This is a genomic window from Rhodopila globiformis (assembly GCF_002937115.1).
GTDB classification, from domain to species: Bacteria; Pseudomonadota; Alphaproteobacteria; order Acetobacterales; family Acetobacteraceae; genus Rhodopila; species Rhodopila globiformis.
Genome location: NZ_NHRY01000044.1, coordinates 1 through 16566, shown reverse-complemented (window position 1 = coordinate 16566; position 16566 = coordinate 1). Strand labels below are relative to the sequence as shown.

Here is a 16566-nt window from a genome sequence, read left to right as displayed (position 1 = left end):
AAACCAATGCAGGCAACCGGACGGCAGGCGGTTTCGGCCGTATCCAGGTCTCCCATGGCAGCTTTGCTGATCGTCGGGCTCGGCACCTCGGTGGTGCCGCTCGATTCCGCGGTCAACATCGGCTTTCCGGCGATCGTCGCGCATTTTGCCCTGCCGATACCGATGATCCAGTGGATCGTCATCGCCTATGTGCTGACGCAGACCGCGCTGATGCTGACCTTCGGCCGCGCCGGCGACATGCTGGGCTACCGCCGCATCTTCCTGATCGGCACTGGCGTCATTGCCGTCGCCTTCGTCGCCTGCGCGCTGGCGCCGTCGTATGCCGCCTTGCTGGCGGCGCGGTTCCTCCAGGGCATCGGCGCCGGGCTGATCCTGTCCTGCGGGCCGGCGCTGGCGACCAGCCTGTTCCCCGAGGCGATGCGCACCCGCATCCTGGGCACCTACATGATGATGTTCGGCATCGGCTTCGCGCTGGGGCCGACGGTGTTCGGCGTGCTGGTGGACCGCTTCGGCTGGAGCGCGGTGTTCAGCTTCCGCGCGCCGCTGGCGTTCGTGGCGTTCCTGCTGGCCTGGACCCTGCCGCGGCAGCCGCGCGGCGAGCGCGAGAGGTTCGACACCGCCGGCGGCGTGCTGCTGGCCGCGGGGCTGAGCTTCCTGCTGCTGACGCTGAACCGGCTGTGGCCGCCAGGACTGCTGACCGTGCTGTTCGCCGTCCTCGCCGCGGCCAGCTTCGTGCTGTTCCATCGCCAGGAACGCCGGGCGCCGCAGCCGATCATCGATTTCGCCTTCTTCGGCAGGGCCGGCTTCACGCTGGTCAACGTCATGAACGTGGTGATCAACGTGGCGGCGTTCGCGATCATGCTGCTGGCGCCGTTCTACCTGAGCCGGATCCCCGGCCTGTCGTTGCCGCAGGCAGGGCTGCTGCTGGGGCTGTCGCCGCTGGGCATTGTTCTTGCCGCGCCGGTGGCGGGGCGGGTGACCGGCAGAATTCCGCCCCGCGTCGTCGCGCTGGTGGGCTGCGCGCTCAGCGCGGCGGGACTGTGCGGCATCTCGCTGGCCGGCGCCCCGGCCGGCATTCCGTTGCTGGCCGGGTCGATGCTGGTGCAGGGCTTCGGGCTTGGGCTGTTCCAGGTCGCCTATTTCGATATCGTGACGGCCGTGATCCCGGCGCGCAACCGCGGTGTCGCCGGCGCGCTGGGCATGGCGACGCGCACCATCGGCACGGTCACCGGGGCGACCGTGCTGATGCTGGTGTTCCAGTCGCTGCAGGCGGCCGGCATCGGCTTCACCGCCGCCTTCCAGGCGACGTTCCGGATTGCCGCGGCGCTGCCGGTGGCGCTGATCCTGGCCGATCTGGCGCGTGGCTGGCGGGCGGGGGAAAATTAGGCCAGGTGCCGCTGGAAGAAGGCCACGGTCGGCAGGTCGGACGCCGCCCCGGCGCGGGTGGCATTGTCGATCGACAGCAGATCGATCATGCCGCCGGCGCGGCGATACGCGGCGACGAACCGTTCCGGCTCGTTGCCGTCGAAGCCGGCTTCCGGATCGCGGTAGTCATGCACCGGGTCGGGACGGCCCTGGATCCACAGGGCCGGCGGCAGCGCGGCCTTTTCCCCGCGTTCCAGGATCAGCATCGGGTTGCCTTCCTCCATCGCGGCGGTGGTCTTCCAGTACAGGTCATGCCGCTCGGGCAGGTCGCCGACCCAGGATGGCGGCGTGCCGGCCTGGCGCAGCCGCAGGACGTTGCGATAGCGCGACAGCGGGTTGATCACCGGCCACTGCATCACCACCGCCTGCACCGATGCGTCCACCGCTGCTCCATCAGGCGAGGCGACCGCCGCATAGCGCGGATCGTCCGGCCGCATCGCCGCCAGCATCGCCAGGTGGCCGCCGCTGCTCTGGCCCGACAGGCCAACCTTGTCGGCGCGCAGCCCGAGCTTGCCGGCATGCGCCTTCAGCCAGCGGACGGCGTAGTTGATATCGACCAGGGACGACGGATAGCCCTGCCCGGCATGGCGGAAATTCAGCGCGGCCACGGCGAAGCCGGCGCGCGCCAGGGCCAGGTCGCGGCTCTCGCAGTCCTTCAGGTCGCCGTTGCACCAGGCGCCGCCGTGCACGTCGACGACCAGGGGCACGGCATGCGCCACCACCGGCATGAACAGCCGCAGCCGCTGCGGCCCGTCGGCGTGCTCGATATAGGCGAAGTCGGCAACCGTGTAGTCACAGGACTGAACGCTCATGGCAGCCTCCCGTTGGTTTCCGCCAGTGTAGGACCGGCCGGTTGGCGGGGACAACCGCGCCTGCGGGCCAATGGGTCCACGGCGGCAACCGACGTGGGCCGTTCCGGCAAAGTAGCGGAATCGCCGGTGGCGGCGTGCCCGGGCCTCCGCCGGCGGCGGACGACCGTCGCGGTTGTCGGCACCACGGCACAAGACCTCGGCGCGGCGGCGCGGCGGCGCGGTTGTTTTCCGGCGGCATCGGCCGGATGCTGCGGCGATGTCCAGACCTGTGCCGCGCTTCCGCCTTGGCGCTGTCCTCGGGGTCAACCAGACCCTGTCCTGGGGGATGACGTTCTACCTGCCGGCGATCATCGGCGAGCCGGTGGCGGCGGCGCTGCGGCAGCCGGGTTACGCGGTGCTGGGTGCGTTCTCCTGGGCACTGCTGGTGGCCGGGCTGTGCGCTCCGCGTGTCGGCGCCTGGATCGACCGCCATGGCGGCCGGGGCGCGCTGCTGGGCAGCATCCTGGTGATGGCCGCGGGGCAGGGGGTGTTGGCGGCGGCGCCGGGCCTGGCGCTGTGGTTCGCCGGCTGGACGATCATCGGCGTGGGCATGGCGATGGGCCTGTACGATGCCGCCTTCGCCACCGTCGGCGGGCTGCTGGGGAAGGAGGCCGGCCAGACGATCACCGGCATCACCCTGGTGGCCGGCTTTGCCAGCACCGTGTTCTGGACCCTGGGCGCGGCGCTGATCGGCCCGCTGGGCTGGCGCGGCCTGCTGTGCGCCTATGCCGGGCTGATGCTGCTGGTGAACCTGCCGATGGTCTGGCTGCTGGTGCCGCCGGCGCCGCCGCGGCCGCGCCAGGACACGCCCGTCGCCGCCACGCCCCGCTCGGCCGAGGATACCCGCGCCGTGCTGCTGCTGGCGGCGTTCTTCGCGCTGCGCTGGTTCATCACCTCGGCCATTGCCGTGCAGGTGTTGCCGCTGTTCACCGGCATCGGCCTGAGCACTGCCCAGGCCGTCACCGTCGCCGCGCTGATCGGCCCCGGCCAGGTGGCGGGGCGCATCCTGGATTGGAGCGTCGGGCCGCGCGTCAACCTGCTGGCGCGGGCGCGCCTGGCCGCGCTGCTGTTCCCATTGGGAGTCCTGCTGCTGCTGCACGGCGGCTTCGGCGCGGCGGTCGGGTTCGCCGTGCTGTACGGCATGAGCAACGGCATCATGACGATCAACCGCGGCACGCTGCCGCTGGCGCTGTTCGGGCCGCAGGGCTACGCGCGCCTGCTTGGCTGGCTGGCGGTGCCGGTGCTGGTGGCGCAGGCGACGGCGCCGACGGTCACCGCCCCGCTGGTCGCCGCTTTCCCGGCGCTGGCGGTGTTCCTGCTGTGCGGCGCCGCCGCGGCGGTGGCGCTGCTGTTCCTGCTGCCGCTGCGGTTGCCGGCGGGGTGAGGCTGGCAGCATGACACCGTCCGTTGCTCTCAGGGAGGCCGCCCAGGCCCTGGAACCGGCAACCTTGTCCGGGGACGGTTTCATTGCGATCAGGACAGGCATGTGGCGGAGCAAGGGCTTCTCCCTATCGTCATGGCCGGGCGTGTCCCTACCAAATTCACACATCGTGCGAACGATCGTCCGATGGTCTTCAAGGTCGGGTTTTTGTGGCTCATTACGATACAATCGGAGCACCAGATCGGGCGACGGCGCGTCCAACCATCTTTTATCGGCGCAACCGCGGAATTGTTTCCATGATCTGTGAACCTGATAGGGCGTGTCTCGGCCATCCACCCCGCGTCGTCGAAGCGCAGATCGCCGGGACACGCCCGGCCATGACGGAAAAGTAACGCCTTCTGCTCAGAAGAAAGCCATCGTCCGCACCTCGATACTCTCGCGCTTGCGCGCGTTGGGCGGGGTGTTCGGGTCCTCGAAGGCGCTGTGGCCGACGAAGCGCGCCCGCCCGTCCGTTTCGCTGTCATAGGTCTTGAACAGCAGCGCCTGATCGGCCGTCATGTGGGGAAAGTAGATCCACCGGTGCTGCGGCGCGTGGCGCATCACATAAATCTCGCCCGTCCGCTCGCGATACTTCAGTTCCATCCGCAGCATGTCGCCGTCGCCCTGGCTGGTGGCGTCGCACATCGCCAGCGGCAGTTCCTCGACCACCTCGTACAGCGATTTCCAGACGTTGTAGAACGCGACCCGGCGGCCCAGCAACTCGTCGGCTTCCTCCGGCAGCAGGTCGCGCACGCGCTGTGGGCCGGAGGCGACGGTGTAGTCGCTGTGCACCAGCAGCACCGCCGGCCGCTGCACCTCGGTCTGCACCTTCAAATCGGCCGGCAGACGCCGGCGGATGGTATGGTCGAAGATGACCACGCGCCGCGCCCCGGTGTTGCGCTTCACGAAGTCCTCGACCTGCGGATAGAAGCCCGACCTGATCGCGGCATCATCGTCGAACGGCCCGAAGCCGGCCGGGAAGGGTTTCAGCACGAAGCCCTCGCGGTCGAGGTCGAAGCGGTCCACTTCCGGCCAGCCGTTGCGGATCTCGACCTCCCGCAGGTCGGTGCCGGGCGGGTTGAGCGTCACCGACGGGTCCGGTTCGTAGAAGTAATAATCTGGCGGGATGCCGTTGTCGACCGTGTAGTTGATGGTCCCGCGCACGCGGTCCGGCACGGGAGGCGTCGGTTGGTCCATGGATGTTCTCTCTCAGGCAGCCTTGCGTTCGGTGGTGAAACCCTCACCCACATAGGTGCGGTCCCAGCACGGCAGCGCCTCGACCTGCTCGACCAGCCAGCGCCGCAGGTTCGGATACGGCTGCAACGGCAGCTTCTGGTACGGGTGCAGATGGGCGGGCGCGGCGACGGCGATGTCGGCGATCGTCACATGGTCGCCGGCCAGCCAGCGGGTCTGCCCCAGCCGCTGGTCCAGGATGCCGGCGAGCTTGTGGAAGTTGTCCTGCTGCGCCTCGATGACCGCGAGATCGGGCACTGATTGCAGCAGCGGCTTCACGCAGTGCTCCACCAGGAAGACGTAGCAGCTTGGGAACCAGTGTGCGGCCTCCCACAGCAGCCAGCGGTTCACGTCGGCGCGGGCACGCAGATCGGCCGGATACACCGCGTGGTTGCCGACCTTGTCGGCGGCATAGGCGAGGATGGCGTTGGATTCCCACAGCACGAAGTCGCCATCGACGAGCGCCGGCAGCGCCGCGTTGGGATTGATCTTCCGGTACTCGTCCGAGCGCTGCTCACCGGTGAAGTAGTCAACGTGCACCTTTTCGAAGTCCGCGCCGATGAGGTCCAGTCCGGCAAGCACCTTGCGGCAGTTCACGGTAATCGGATCGCAATATAGTTTCATGGCCCAGGCTCCCCGTTTCGGTTTTTATCATTTACAACGGCATAGACATGCCGCGGCGTCATGAGCATGGGGGGGATTGTCCATAGTTCAACGGCCAGGCCGGGAACAAATCGTTGACGGTTCGGACACAAACCTGTCCAAGGATCACCGCGCCGCCATCACCAGCGTGGCCCATTGGCGCCCCGGTACCGCGCAATGTCCCCCTGATCCCCTGTGACCGTCCAGTGCCCTCAACTTCGTCTCTGTGCGAACAGAAATGCGCCATCAACCATGATGCCGCCGCCAGGGACGCACCACCCCACTCCCAACACTCCCCGCCCGAAGGAAGCGGCCCGGCTGTCCTCCTCCAACCAGACCACGATCCCTCCGGCGCAGCCTATTCCGTCGAGAACATCGGATGGATCGGCCGTGCCGCCGGCGGACGCGGCGTCGGCGGCGCCGCTTCCAGCACCGGAGCCGGGGTATAAGCCCCCTTGGTTGCCGGATTGCCGATATCACAGATCGCAACCACGCTCCGCAGCGTCTCGTTCGCCTTGCCCTTTTGCAGCTTGAAGAATCCAAGTTCCGTGTTGTAGAGGCAGCCGTTGAGGAAGACTAGGCTGGTGGCGTTGTCCAGCGGATCGCCGAACTGCCCGCGCGAGGCGACCAGAAGGCGCCGCTTGCCATCCGGCGAGAACGCCCAGATGTCGTCGTTGTCGGTGTCGGCGAAGTAGACCGTTCCGTCGGGGCCCACCTCGATGCCGTCGTTGGCGCCGAGACCGGTGGCAAACAGATCCGCCTTCCCGGCCGAGCCATCCGGCTGGATGGGAATGCGCACCAGCAGTCCGCTTCCGGTCGTGCCGCCGGGGCCGCCGTCGGTGCCGGCGAAGAGATAGCGGCCGTCCGGGCTGAGGGCGATGTCGTTGACGCCGATATAGCCGGCCGGTGACTTGTCCCGGGAATTCCAGGTCCCGCTCTGTTCAGACCAGCCAAGCAACGGATCGTCTGACCAGACGTATCCGTGGCCGGAGCGGTCGAACTTCCATATGGCGCCGAGTTCCAGGTCGGTGACATAGACGTTGCCGTGCGAGTCGACCGCGATGTCGTCCGGGAAGCAGATCGCGACACCCATGCCGCGCGTCACGAACGGCTTGACTGCTCCGGTTTTGGGATCGAGGCGGTAAACGCCGGTCGCCGTATCGGTCGGGTCGCGGCAGTCCGGATGTTCGGGCGTGAACAGGTCGACCTTCGTTCGGTGCTTGAACGCTGCCAGGATCGTGCCGTCGGTGGGATCGCGCTCCAGTCCGATCAGGTCGCCCTTGAGATCGCCGCCTGGCACAGCCGCGATCTTTTTCTTCTCGCCGGTCGACGGGTTGAGCTGCCAGACCTCGTTGAGCAGGAACAGCGAGACGTACAGTCCCCCCTGGCCGTCGGTGGTGATGCCCTCGGGCACTCCGGCAACGCCGTGTTCGTCGCTGAATGTGGCGACGGTACGGACTTTGCGACCGTGCTCATTCTGAGCCAGCGGCTCGCGCGGAATCAGGATCGTGGCCAAAACGAGCGAACCGAGGACCGCTGCGATCCGTTTCATGGCTTCGTTCTCCCCCTGTGGCTCACCGGCACTGTGGTGCGGCGCAATAAGGCAGCAGATATGGCCAGTCGTTCGCGGAAAGGCACACAGTCGTGAGCTGTTTTGCTGATGACGCTTAGGCGCCGCTTCTTGGTCCTTATGCCATACCGTGGCACCATGAACTAGGGACGCTGGGATTGTGCACCCTGGCCGGTGTGACGCAGACCAGCTTCACATACAAGTGACCCGGCCGTTTCGCTTGGCTTCCGGGCCGATTCAAGGCCCGGCCATCGACAGTCGTTCCGGTACGCCAACGCCGATCCCGGGTGGCGGGGGGCGATGACGTCGCGGTGCCGCAGCAGCCAGGAAGCGGCAATGACCAGCACGAGGACAAGCCCCGCGCGCAATCCCATCATCAGCGCGCGTCGGGCGGGGGCCATGACGCTGCGGGAGGCGCCGCGCAAGGGCTGGATCAGCATGCGAGGCAGCCACAACTCGCGCTTGTCGCGGAACTGTTCGATGCCGATGACCATGCGCGCATGGCCCAGGGCCGGCTGTGCCCGATAGGTGCCGAACAGGCGGTCCCACCACGGTTGGTTGAAGCCGAAATTACTATCGGTTTCGTGCTGATCGATCGAGTGGTGCACGCGGTGCATGTCCGGCGTGAGCACGACCAGGCGCAGCACGCGATCGAGACGGGACGGCAGCCGCACGTTGCCATGGTTGAACATGGCGGTGGCGTTCAGCACGACCTCGAACACCAGCACGGCCACGGGAGCGGCGCCCAGCCCCAGGACCGCCGCGAGCTTGACGAGCATGGACAGCACGATCTCGCCGGGATGGAAACGCAGGCCCGTCGTGACATCGAATTCCAGATCCGCATGGTGCACGCGGTGCAGGCGCCAGAGCCACGGCACGGCATGGAAAGCCACGTGCTGGACGTAGATCGTCAGATCAAGCAGGAGCAGGGCGGCCGGAATGGCAAGCCAGGCCGGAACGGGGACAAGGTTGAACAAACCCCAGCCATGCGCCCGGGCGGCAAAGGCCATGCCCACCGCCGCGAGCGGGAACAGCAGGCGCACGATGATGGTGTCCAGCACGACAAGGCCGAGATTGTTCGGCCAGCGGAGCAGGCGCCCCACTGTTCGGTCCCGCCGTGGCGCCAGTGCTTCCCATGCGGTCATCAGCAGCAGCACGCCCAGGAAGCAACCCAGCCGGATCATCGGCTCGGCCGGGATGACGGTGTGCGGCATGAATGCCTCCCGCCACGCGGTTGACCGATCCAACCGCGACATTCAATGTATCAATTGAAACATTTTCGATGAGGCGCGAAGCCGTGTCAAGCCGTACTGCCGCCGGCGCCGTCCGCCAGGCGCTTGCCGAGGTGGCCAAGGCGCTCAGCCATGAACATCGGATCGCACTGATCGAGCAGCTGGCGCAGGGGCCGCGCAGCGTGGAGGTGCTCGCGGACCGTGTTGGCCTGAGCGTGGCAAACGCGTCCCAGCATCTGCAGCAGTTGCGCCGGGCCGGCCTGGTCAGTGCGCAGCGCGATGGCAAGCGCGTGGTGTACCGGCTGGCGGATGACGCCGAAGCGGCGATCGTCGGCTTGCTGAGCGGATTGCGTAGCGTCGCCGGGCATACCGTTGCCGCCGTGCAGCGTGTCGCCGGCGCGTATTTCGGTGCCCGCGACGACATGGAGCCGGTGGCTGCGCCCGCGCTGCTGGCACGCCTGCGCGACGGCAGCGTGGTGCTGCTGGATGTGCGGCCCGAGGATGAATATGGCCTCGGTCACCTGCCGGGAGCCGTGAACATCCCGTTGCGGCACCTGGATCAACGGCTGTCCGAACTGCCGCGCGGCCGGGAAATCGTGGCGTATTGTCGCGGCCCCTGGTGCGTCCTGTCGTTCGAGGCGGTGGCGGCGCTGCGCGCGCGGGGATTCCAGGCGCGGCGCTTCGATCAGGGCTTTCCGGAGTGGAAGGCCGCCGGGCTCCCGATCGAGATCGCGGCGGCAGGATAGCGGCGTGACGTTGCTGAACAGGAACGTGGGTGCCGTCGGCCTGCGACGTTACCGGGACGGCCCTGTTGGTCTGGATCGGGCCGAAGTATCGTCAGGCCGAAGATCACCGCCGAAGGCGCTGCGCAGCCAAAAACACCCGCCGATCGTTGCGCGCGTTATCACGCCAGCCAGTGATTGCCAACGGCCGGCAAGCCTGCCGAAGCCGTCTGCGGATCCACGAAACCGCTGGCACAAGCGGCTTTGCCTGCCGAGGCACCCGGGCTGCCGACGGGTGCGGACGAGGCACCGGCCGTGCCTGCCGGATCGACGAAGGTCACGTAGCCGACGCCCCAGTCGTTTCCGGCCGCCATCGGCTTGAACTGGAACCAATCGACGCTTTCGTTCTCGTGCCATGTGGTATAGGCGGCAAACCAATCGCTGCCGTCCGGGCGGGTGGCAAACCCGAACACGGGGACAAAGTGATCGGTGATGCCGTCACCATTCGTGTCAACCAGGAAAATCATCGGATGGTCACCCAGGATCTGCTGGGTAATCTCGGTCCAGGTCGAGGCGGTTGCATCTTCGCTCCAGGCAACCACGGGGGCGCCGCGCATCGCGGCATAGGCCTCGATCCCCGGGGCCATGTTGGAAAGATAGGTTGATCCGTAACCAAGCGGATTCTCGGACGTGTGCAGGAAATCCGCCAGGCTGGTTTCCGGCGGCACGGGAAGCGCCGCATCGTCGGGCGTGGGATCGTATTTGACGTTGTGGGCCGGGCTGGAGATCTGGTCCTCGACATCCTGCATCTGGCTGACGGCATCCCAGCCCTGGGCGTTGAAATACTGTGGATAGCCGTGGACGTCATAATAGCCGAGGACACTGGCGGCGGCTGTCGGCCCGCAGCCGTGATACCACTGGTATGCCGGGACTCCGGAGAGCAGATCCCAGGACCTTGCATAACCGGCACCGCCCTGCGGCAGAGCGGCGGCAGCGAAGCCGTTCAGGCCGGTGCCTGACGTGGACAGCGGAAAGCCAGTGCCGGCCAGGCCGTCACCGCTCGCGCCAGGAAGGTTTTCGTCGTCCTCGGCTGGCGCAACGGATGCCTGGTACGCCGGCACCGTGTCGTCGGACCAGGAGCACGTTCCGGGCGATCCGTGGTGACCGGCGCCGGAGCCTTGCCTGAAGCCCGGCCAGTGGCGTGGCGGCAGGCTACCATTGAATTCCTGCAGCGATGCTTGCGCGCTGGAATATGTCATTGGAAACGTCCTTATCCGGTCCGGATTTTCTACGACTCCTCTTGCTGTCTCTTGCGTTATGTCATCAGGGCAGTAATAAATTGCAGGGGCCATGCGGCAAGCCGCCGCTGCACGAACGCTGCGGCTTTCCACCGAAGGGAGCAACTGAAAAACGACAGCTATCGTTTCGACAACGCCGGTTTCAGATGGATCGACATGTTCGCGCCGCCGGCATGCAACCTGTGCGGGTCTTGCAACCTGCGCCGGTCCTTGATGCACTGCCCGCGCCGATCAACAACATCCGGGAGGACCCCAGCGTGCCGATCGACTACGTGAAACGAGACGGGGTCGCCACCATCACCCTCAACAATCCGGCCAAGGCCAACATCCTCGACAAGCCGACCTCCGACGCGATTTCGGAGGCCTGGATCGACCTGTGGGAGGACCGGCACATCCGCTGCGCCATCGTCACCGGCGCCGGCGACCGGCATTTCTGCGGCGGGCACAACCTGGCGCCGCGTCCGGACCTGACGGCCGAGGAGCGGGAATACCTGCGCACCCAGCGCATCTACTGGCCGCTGGCGGGCACGGTGCACGGGCAGCGGACCGGCGTCGACGGCCGCATGGGCGACCATTACCCGCGCGTCTGGAAGCCGGTGATCGCCGCCATCAACGGCTGGGCCGCCGGGGCCGGGCTGTACATGCTGCTGACCTCGACCGACATCCGCATCGCCAGCGCCGAGCATGCCCGCTTCAAGTTCGGCCTGCTGTCCCAGGGCTGGATCGGCAACGGCCCCGGGCCGGCGATGCTGGTCCGCCAGTTGCGCTATGCAGATGCCATGAAGATCCTGCTGACCGACGAGGCGTTCGACGCGCAGGAGGCGTTGCGCGTCGGCCTGGTCAACGAGGTGGTGCCGCATGCCGATCTGATGCCGCGCGCCGAGGCGCTGGCGCGCCACATCGTCACTCTGCCGCCTGCCGCGGTGCGCATGATGAAAGAGTTCGTCATCCGCTTCGGCAACCTGCCGGACGACCAGGCCTGGCACGTGCAGAACCTGATGAATTCGCTGCTGATGCAGACCACCATGGACGCCGAGGAAGGCCGCGCCGCCTTCAACGCGAAACGCCCGCCGGACTATACTGGCACGCTGCGCCGGCGCGGTGAGCCCTGGCCGGAGCCGTCCGACGACGACGCCAGGCGGCTGGACGAGGCGTATCGCAGCGGCGAGTATTGAGCCCGGAATTGCCAGCGTCATGGCGAACAGGGAAGGCCCTGGGCGAACAGGGAAGGCCCTGGGCGAACAGGGAAGAACGTGGCGGCCAGACCCTTGCCTCTCCGTCATGGCCGGGCGGCAGTCCCGGCCATCCACGTTTCCACGGCGGGGGGCGGATGGCCGGGACTGCCGCCCGGCCATGACGATGGGGAGACGACCTCGCGCCGCCGAGCCGCTCAGCCGTCTCCGGGCGTCCGCACCCGCACGAAGTTCATCGGCCGCATGGTCATGACCACCTCGTTGTCCTGGTTCACCAGTTCCAGGAACGTGTGGATCATGCCGCGGTCGGGCTTCGAGCGTGACCGCCGCGCGTCGGCCACCGTCGCCCGCAGCGTCAGCGTGTCGCCCGGCCGCACCGGCCGCACCCAGCGCAGTTCGTCGATGCCCGGGGAGGGCAGGTTGTCGTGCGGGAGGAAATTCTCCACCAGCAGGCGCATGGCCAGCCCGATACTGTGCCAGCCGCTGGCGATGATCCCGCCGAACGGGCCCTGCGCCGCCAGCACAGGGTCCGTGTGCATCACCTGCGGATCGTAACGGGTGGCAAAATCGATGATCTCGTCCTGCGACACGGTGAACGAGCCGCACAGATAGGTTGCGCCGATGGTGTAGTCCTCGAACCAGCGCTCAACCGGGAGAGTCGCGTATCCGTCTGCCATTGTTCCTGCCGCTCCGTTGCTGCCGCCCCGGCTAACATGCAATATAGTGCACGACAACCGATGCTCCCCATGGAGATAGGGGCATGAGCCAGTCTGCCGAGGACCAGGCCTTTCTTCACGCCCTCGGGCAACGGCTGCGGCTGATGCGGGCGCGCCGGGGCATGACGCGGCGCTTCCTGGCGGCGCAGTCGGGTGTCTCCGAGCGCTATATCGCGGCGGTGGAGGCCGGCACCGGCAACGGCTCGATCCTGCTGCTGCGGGCGCTGGCCGAGGCGCTGCACGTCGATCTGCGCATGCTGCTGGAGGAGGAAACCGAACACCCGCGCCGCCCCGCCGATCGGCTGCCCGGCTACCGCGGCCGGGTGGCGCTGATCGGGTTGCGCGGGGCCGGCAAGTCCACGCTCGGCCGCCTGCTGGCGCCGCGCCTGGGCGTGCCGTTCGTGGAACTCGACCAGGCGGTCGAGGCCGAGGCCGGCATGAGCCTGGGCGAGATCATGGAACTGCGCGGCCAGGGCGGCTTCCGCGACCTGGAGCGCGGCGTGCTGGAGCGCGTGGTCGCCACCCATCCCTGCGCGGTGCTGGCGGCGGGCGGCGGCATCGTGGCGGAGACGCGGACCTTCGCCCGCCTGCTGGAGACCTGCCTGACCGTGTGGATCAAGGCCTCGCCCGAGGAGCACATGCGGCGGGTGATCGAACAGGGCGACCTGCGGCCGATGCGGAACAATCCCCGCTCGATGGGCGACCTGCGGGCGATCCTGGCCAGCCGGGCGGCGCTGTACGCCCTGGCGGACATTCAGATCGAGACGACGCGGCGGGACGTGCCGGCGGTGCTGGCGGAACTGGTGGCGGCCATCGGCGCCTGATCCAGCAGCGCCCGCGCCGCCGCGACCACCCGGTCCACCGTGATGGCGTCCATGGAGCCGGCGACAACCGCGACCGCCCGGGGGCCCGCCGGCCCGTACGTCGCCGCGTCGGTCGGCCCGAACAGCCCGATGGTCGGCGCGCCGGCGGCGGCGGCGAGGTGCATCAGGCCGGAATCGTTGCCGATGAACAGGGTGGCGCGCTGCAGGCAGGCGGCGGCCTCCGGCAGGGTCAGGCGGCCGACGAGGTCGATCGCCTCCGGCAGGGCGGCCAGCACCGGCGCCGCCATCGCCTGCTCCGCCTCGCCCGGGCCGCCGAGCACCACCGGCAGCGTGTCCGGTCCGGCGAGGCGGCGGAACGCGGCGGCGAAGCGGTCCGCCGGCCAGAGTTTCGGCGCCCAGTTGGCCGTCGGCGCCAGCGCGATGATGGGGCGGCCGGGCGGCAGGCGTGCGTCGATCCGCTGGTGGTCGGCCGAGGCGGTCCAGGCGACGGGCGCGGGCGGGGGGGAGAGGCCGAGGATGGCGGCAAGCTCGGCGATCTTCGGCCCGCCGGTGCGGCGGAACACGGCGCGGCGGCGGGTCGGCACCAGCCAGGACAGCGCCGAGCCGCGGATATCGACGACGAGGTCCCACAGATGGGGCAGGGTGGCGGCCCACAGGGGCAGCCAGTGCCGGCCGCGGGGGAGCTTGCGCAGGACGATGGTGCGGTCGCGGTTGGGCATGCGCGCGAACACGCCCTCGGCCACCGGGCCGCAGACCACGGTGATGCGGGCGCCGGGGTGGGCGCGGATCAGGTGATCGAGCAGGCCGGTGGACAGGACTGCGTCGCCGAGGCGGTTGGAGGTGACGAACAGGATCTTCATTCTGGAGGGGGATTAGCAGCGTGCGGCGGGTTGGGGGAGGGGGCGCGGTTGGACGGAGGCGGCGAGGACCTGATGCAGAATGACCGCTCCAGATGTCGCGCGGACGCTGCAGCCGTCAGGCGCGGAACAGGAGCGCCCGGGCGTCGGGACGGAATCGCAGCAGGACATCAACATCGGAAATATTGGCGCTGACCAGGATGGCGCCCTGTTCACGGGCGGACAGGAACAGCAGGGCATCGTTCAGCAATTCCCGGCGGCGGCCCCTTTGGCAGCATTGTTCCACCGCCGACAATTGCTTCCTGGATTTCGCCAGGCCACGCTGCACCCGCGCCAGGATGCCCGACAGCGTTCCGGCTTCAACCCAGGCGGCGGGGCTGGGCGCGCGGCAGTCCGAGAGCCTGATGGCTTGCAGAAGGCGCAGCAATGGGCCGCGGTTCGCCTCGGTCGCAGGGTTCGATGGATCGAGGATGCCCGCGGAGATCGAAATCTCCGACAGCGCCACCGAGGAATGGATGACAACGCTGGCCTCGACGAACGCCGCAATGGCAGGCGGAAGCTTGCCCTGAAGCCGTGCGATGTAGACGTTCGTGTCCAGCATCACCGGACGATCGGGCGGCATGGCCGTGACGTCGAACGGCAGGTCCTTGTCTTCACGGTAGGGAAACGGCCGCCGGACGGCGCCGGGATCGTGGGCAAGGGCCGCCTCGCAGGCAGTCAACGGCTCGTCCGCCGCCGGTGAACGCACGACGCGGCCCTGTGCTAGACCGCCAGCTCGAAGTCGTTGGGTAGGCGATCTGTCGTCTCCCGCAGCCAGGTCTTGAAGGGGTCGGGCGCGGCGGCCAGGGCCAGCGCCGCGTTGACGACATGGGTGATCGCGTCGTGCGGCAATCCAAGCCGCTCGGCCGCCGCCTGCATCAATCCGGGGTCGATGCGGACGCTGATCTTCTCCGAGTTCGCGCCGGTCAGCTTCCCGGCGCGGGCGAGTTCGGCGAGAGCGCGGTCGATGGCGGACTGGGACTGTGAGAGGACCGGGACTTGCCCGGGCAACCGCCTGGCCGCCTTGGCGGGGCGCTGCTGCCTGCTCTTTGTCACCTTTCCAACCTGCGATGTCGTTGCCATGGCTGTCTCCGTGCCCGACATATAGTGCCGCTTTGTCCGACAGGGAAGAGCGCGGGGCGGCGTGAGGACGGGAGCTTCGGCAACCGCTTCGATGGGCCGATCCACAGCGTGTTGGCGGCGCAGCGTGGGGAAGGGGCGTTCATCGTCTTCCCGAGGTTCGGGACAGAGCGGACTTGCCGGTTAGGCCGGCTCGTCCGGCATGAACGCGTCGCGGGAGCCATGACGGATGTGCAGCACCGTGACGACGCGGTTGGTCTCATCAATCGCATAGATGATTCGGTAGCGATGTCCCTTGCGGCCATGGAGGAGTTGGCGAAGCGTGTCGTCTTCGGGAACGGCCGCGCCCCTGGCCGGGTGCTCGTCGAGGCTCAGGATCACCGTTTCAAGCCCGTTGAACCAGGCGCGGGCCAGCGTGGAGTCCGCGGCGTTGATGGTCTGATAGAGGCGTGTGAGGTCCCGGGCGGCCCGCTCGGTCAGGTCAACGCGGTATGCCATGATCGGCACGGATTTCATCGAACACCGCGCGGGCCGATCGGCTGCGGCCGGTGTGCAGGTCGTCAAGCCCCTGCCGGATGCCTTCGGCGGCGCTCGCCTCCGCTGCCAGGTCGAGCAGGCGCTGGTAGGCTGCCGCGTCCTGCACGACCGCGGCGGCTTTGCCATTGACGGTGAGGATCACCGGGCGCCCGGTGTCCCGGAGGTGCTGCATGATTTCCGCTGAGTGGTTGCGGAAGGTGGTCATTGGCTGGATGTCTTTGGTGATGTCCATGGGGATGGGCCTGGGAGATGTTACCGAATAAGGTACTGGTGTCGGGTGGATCTGGCAAGGCTAACGTTTCCGACGGAGTAGAGTCGGCTTCGTACAGCTGCCCGATGCGCACATTGTAACGGTATTTATATTGTATCTCCAATTGTTTGCGCCGCGGTTGGGCATGTGCGCGAACACGCCCTCAGGCACCCGGCCGTAAGCAAGGGTGATGCGGGCGCCCGGTGGGCGCGGATCGGGTGGTCGAGCGGGCCGGTGGGTTGCTGAGGGGTCTGCCCGCCAAGTGTCCATTCTGCGCTCGCCTTGGATTATGAGGAGCATTTCGCATGGGTCTGGAAGTAGAGTTGGGCGATCCAGAGCCTCGCGGACTAGACTTTTGCGATGGCCGAAAGACCCACACTTTGACCCTCGAGTGACAGACTAACATGCGCAAACCACCCCTCTCGGGTACGTGAGAAGGCCTCTGGCGGGAAGGAGGCAAACGTCCTAGTACACCTCGCCGGAAGTGGCGACTCCGTTGATGGGTGGCCCGGCGCGGGTGAGTCTGGTTTGCCACAGTCTGGCGGCAATCGCCGTGACCAGCCGCCGTCAGGAGCCGTTCTGGCGAGTCAGGAGCGGCCTGAATATGGCAGGCCACAGGCTCACGCCTCGCCCTGATTCACCGGAGCCTTCATGCCCCGTCTGACTGCCGCCCCGAT

17 protein-coding genes are annotated in these 16566 nt (G+C 67.8%); 5 read left to right on the top strand and 12 right to left on the bottom strand.

The window, feature by feature from the left end:
- The first annotated feature begins 54 nt into the window (after nucleotides 1–54).
- Nucleotides 55–1386, top strand: coding sequence for an MFS transporter (locus tag CCS01_RS03070; protein WP_158258201.1), 1332 nt, complete (start codon nucleotides 55–57; stop codon nucleotides 1384–1386).
- On the opposite strand, the gene CCS01_RS03065 is transcribed toward CCS01_RS03070, so the two are convergent.
- Complete coding sequence (locus tag CCS01_RS03065; protein WP_104517360.1) at nucleotides 1383–2237, bottom strand: alpha/beta hydrolase; 855 nt, start codon at nucleotides 2235–2237, stop codon at nucleotides 1383–1385. The genes CCS01_RS03070 and CCS01_RS03065 overlap by 4 nt on opposite strands.
- A gap of 256 nt (nucleotides 2238–2493) precedes the next feature.
- On the opposite strand from CCS01_RS03065, the gene CCS01_RS03060 reads away from it, so the two are divergent.
- Entirely contained in the window at nucleotides 2494–3660 is a 1167-nt protein-coding gene (locus tag CCS01_RS03060; protein ID WP_146101545.1) for an MFS transporter, read from the top strand.
- Between the two features lie 399 nt (nucleotides 3661–4059).
- Here the strand turns inward: CCS01_RS03060 and CCS01_RS03055 are convergent, their stop codons facing one another.
- The 4 genes from CCS01_RS03055 to CCS01_RS03040 form a co-directional block, all read right to left on the bottom strand.
- On the bottom strand, nucleotides 4060–4893 hold the full coding sequence (locus tag CCS01_RS03055) for a CmcJ/NvfI family oxidoreductase (RefSeq protein WP_104517358.1): 834 nt from the start codon (nucleotides 4891–4893) through the stop codon (nucleotides 4060–4062).
- A gap of 12 nt (nucleotides 4894–4905) precedes the next feature.
- Nucleotides 4906–5553, bottom strand: a complete 648-nt coding sequence (locus tag CCS01_RS03050; RefSeq protein ID WP_104517357.1) for a glutathione S-transferase family protein — start codon at nucleotides 5551–5553, stop codon at nucleotides 4906–4908.
- A gap of 376 nt (nucleotides 5554–5929) precedes the next feature.
- Nucleotides 5930–7087: an SMP-30/gluconolactonase/LRE family protein gene (locus CCS01_RS03045; protein WP_158258200.1), complete on the bottom strand. Its 1158-nt coding sequence runs from the start codon at nucleotides 7085–7087 to the stop codon at nucleotides 5930–5932.
- A 197-nt stretch (nucleotides 7088–7284) separates the two neighbouring features.
- Complete coding sequence (locus tag CCS01_RS03040; protein WP_104517370.1) at nucleotides 7285–8355, bottom strand: sterol desaturase family protein; 1071 nt, start codon at nucleotides 8353–8355, stop codon at nucleotides 7285–7287.
- Between the two features lie 131 nt (nucleotides 8356–8486).
- On the opposite strand from CCS01_RS03040, the gene CCS01_RS03035 reads away from it, so the two are divergent.
- Nucleotides 8487–9119 carry an ArsR/SmtB family transcription factor gene (locus CCS01_RS03035; protein ID WP_239991985.1) on the top strand — a complete coding sequence of 211 codons (633 nt, stop codon included), beginning with the start codon at nucleotides 8487–8489 and terminating at the stop codon, nucleotides 9117–9119.
- 158 nt (nucleotides 9120–9277) lie between these two features.
- Here CCS01_RS03035 and CCS01_RS03030 read toward each other — a convergent pair whose 3' ends face one another.
- Nucleotides 9278–10612, bottom strand: coding sequence for a hypothetical protein (locus CCS01_RS03030; protein WP_158258199.1), 1335 nt, complete (start codon nucleotides 10610–10612; stop codon nucleotides 9278–9280).
- A gap of 38 nt (nucleotides 10613–10650) precedes the next feature.
- On the opposite strand from CCS01_RS03030, the gene CCS01_RS03025 reads away from it, so the two are divergent.
- Entirely contained in the window at nucleotides 10651–11568 is a 918-nt protein-coding gene (locus tag CCS01_RS03025; protein ID WP_158258198.1) for an enoyl-CoA hydratase/isomerase family protein, read from the top strand.
- 215 nt (nucleotides 11569–11783) lie between these two features.
- Here the strand turns inward: CCS01_RS03025 and CCS01_RS03020 are convergent, their stop codons facing one another.
- Nucleotides 11784–12263 carry a MaoC family dehydratase gene (locus CCS01_RS03020; RefSeq protein WP_104517352.1) on the bottom strand — a complete coding sequence of 160 codons (480 nt, stop codon included), beginning with the start codon at nucleotides 12261–12263 and terminating at the stop codon, nucleotides 11784–11786.
- 83 nt (nucleotides 12264–12346) lie between these two features.
- On the opposite strand from CCS01_RS03020, the gene CCS01_RS03015 reads away from it, so the two are divergent.
- The gene (locus CCS01_RS03015) at nucleotides 12347–13126 is read left to right on the top strand and encodes a shikimate kinase (protein WP_104517351.1); all 780 of its coding nucleotides are present in this window, start codon (nucleotides 12347–12349) and stop codon (nucleotides 13124–13126) included.
- On the opposite strand, the gene CCS01_RS03010 is transcribed toward CCS01_RS03015, so the two are convergent.
- From CCS01_RS03010 to CCS01_RS02990, 5 genes are all read right to left on the bottom strand, one after another.
- Nucleotides 13057–13986 carry a glycosyltransferase family 9 protein gene (locus CCS01_RS03010; RefSeq protein ID WP_104517350.1) on the bottom strand — a complete coding sequence of 310 codons (930 nt, stop codon included), beginning with the start codon at nucleotides 13984–13986 and terminating at the stop codon, nucleotides 13057–13059. The two genes, CCS01_RS03015 and CCS01_RS03010, sit on opposite strands and share 70 nt — an antisense overlap.
- A gap of 115 nt (nucleotides 13987–14101) precedes the next feature.
- Nucleotides 14102–14731 (bottom strand): type II toxin-antitoxin system VapC family toxin, encoded by a 630-nt coding sequence (locus CCS01_RS03005; protein ID WP_146101543.1) that lies wholly within the window; start codon nucleotides 14729–14731, stop codon nucleotides 14102–14104.
- A gap of 14 nt (nucleotides 14732–14745) precedes the next feature.
- Complete coding sequence (locus CCS01_RS03000) at nucleotides 14746–15105, bottom strand: hypothetical protein (protein ID WP_104517348.1); 360 nt, start codon at nucleotides 15103–15105, stop codon at nucleotides 14746–14748.
- 180 nt (nucleotides 15106–15285) lie between these two features.
- Nucleotides 15286–15618, bottom strand: a complete 333-nt coding sequence (locus tag CCS01_RS02995; protein ID WP_104517347.1) for a type II toxin-antitoxin system RelE/ParE family toxin — start codon at nucleotides 15616–15618, stop codon at nucleotides 15286–15288.
- Complete coding sequence (locus CCS01_RS02990) at nucleotides 15584–15871, bottom strand: type II toxin-antitoxin system prevent-host-death family antitoxin (protein WP_104517346.1); 288 nt, start codon at nucleotides 15869–15871, stop codon at nucleotides 15584–15586. The genes CCS01_RS02995 and CCS01_RS02990 overlap by 35 nt, the downstream gene beginning before the upstream one ends.
- Between the last annotated feature and the right edge of the window lie 695 nt (nucleotides 15872–16566).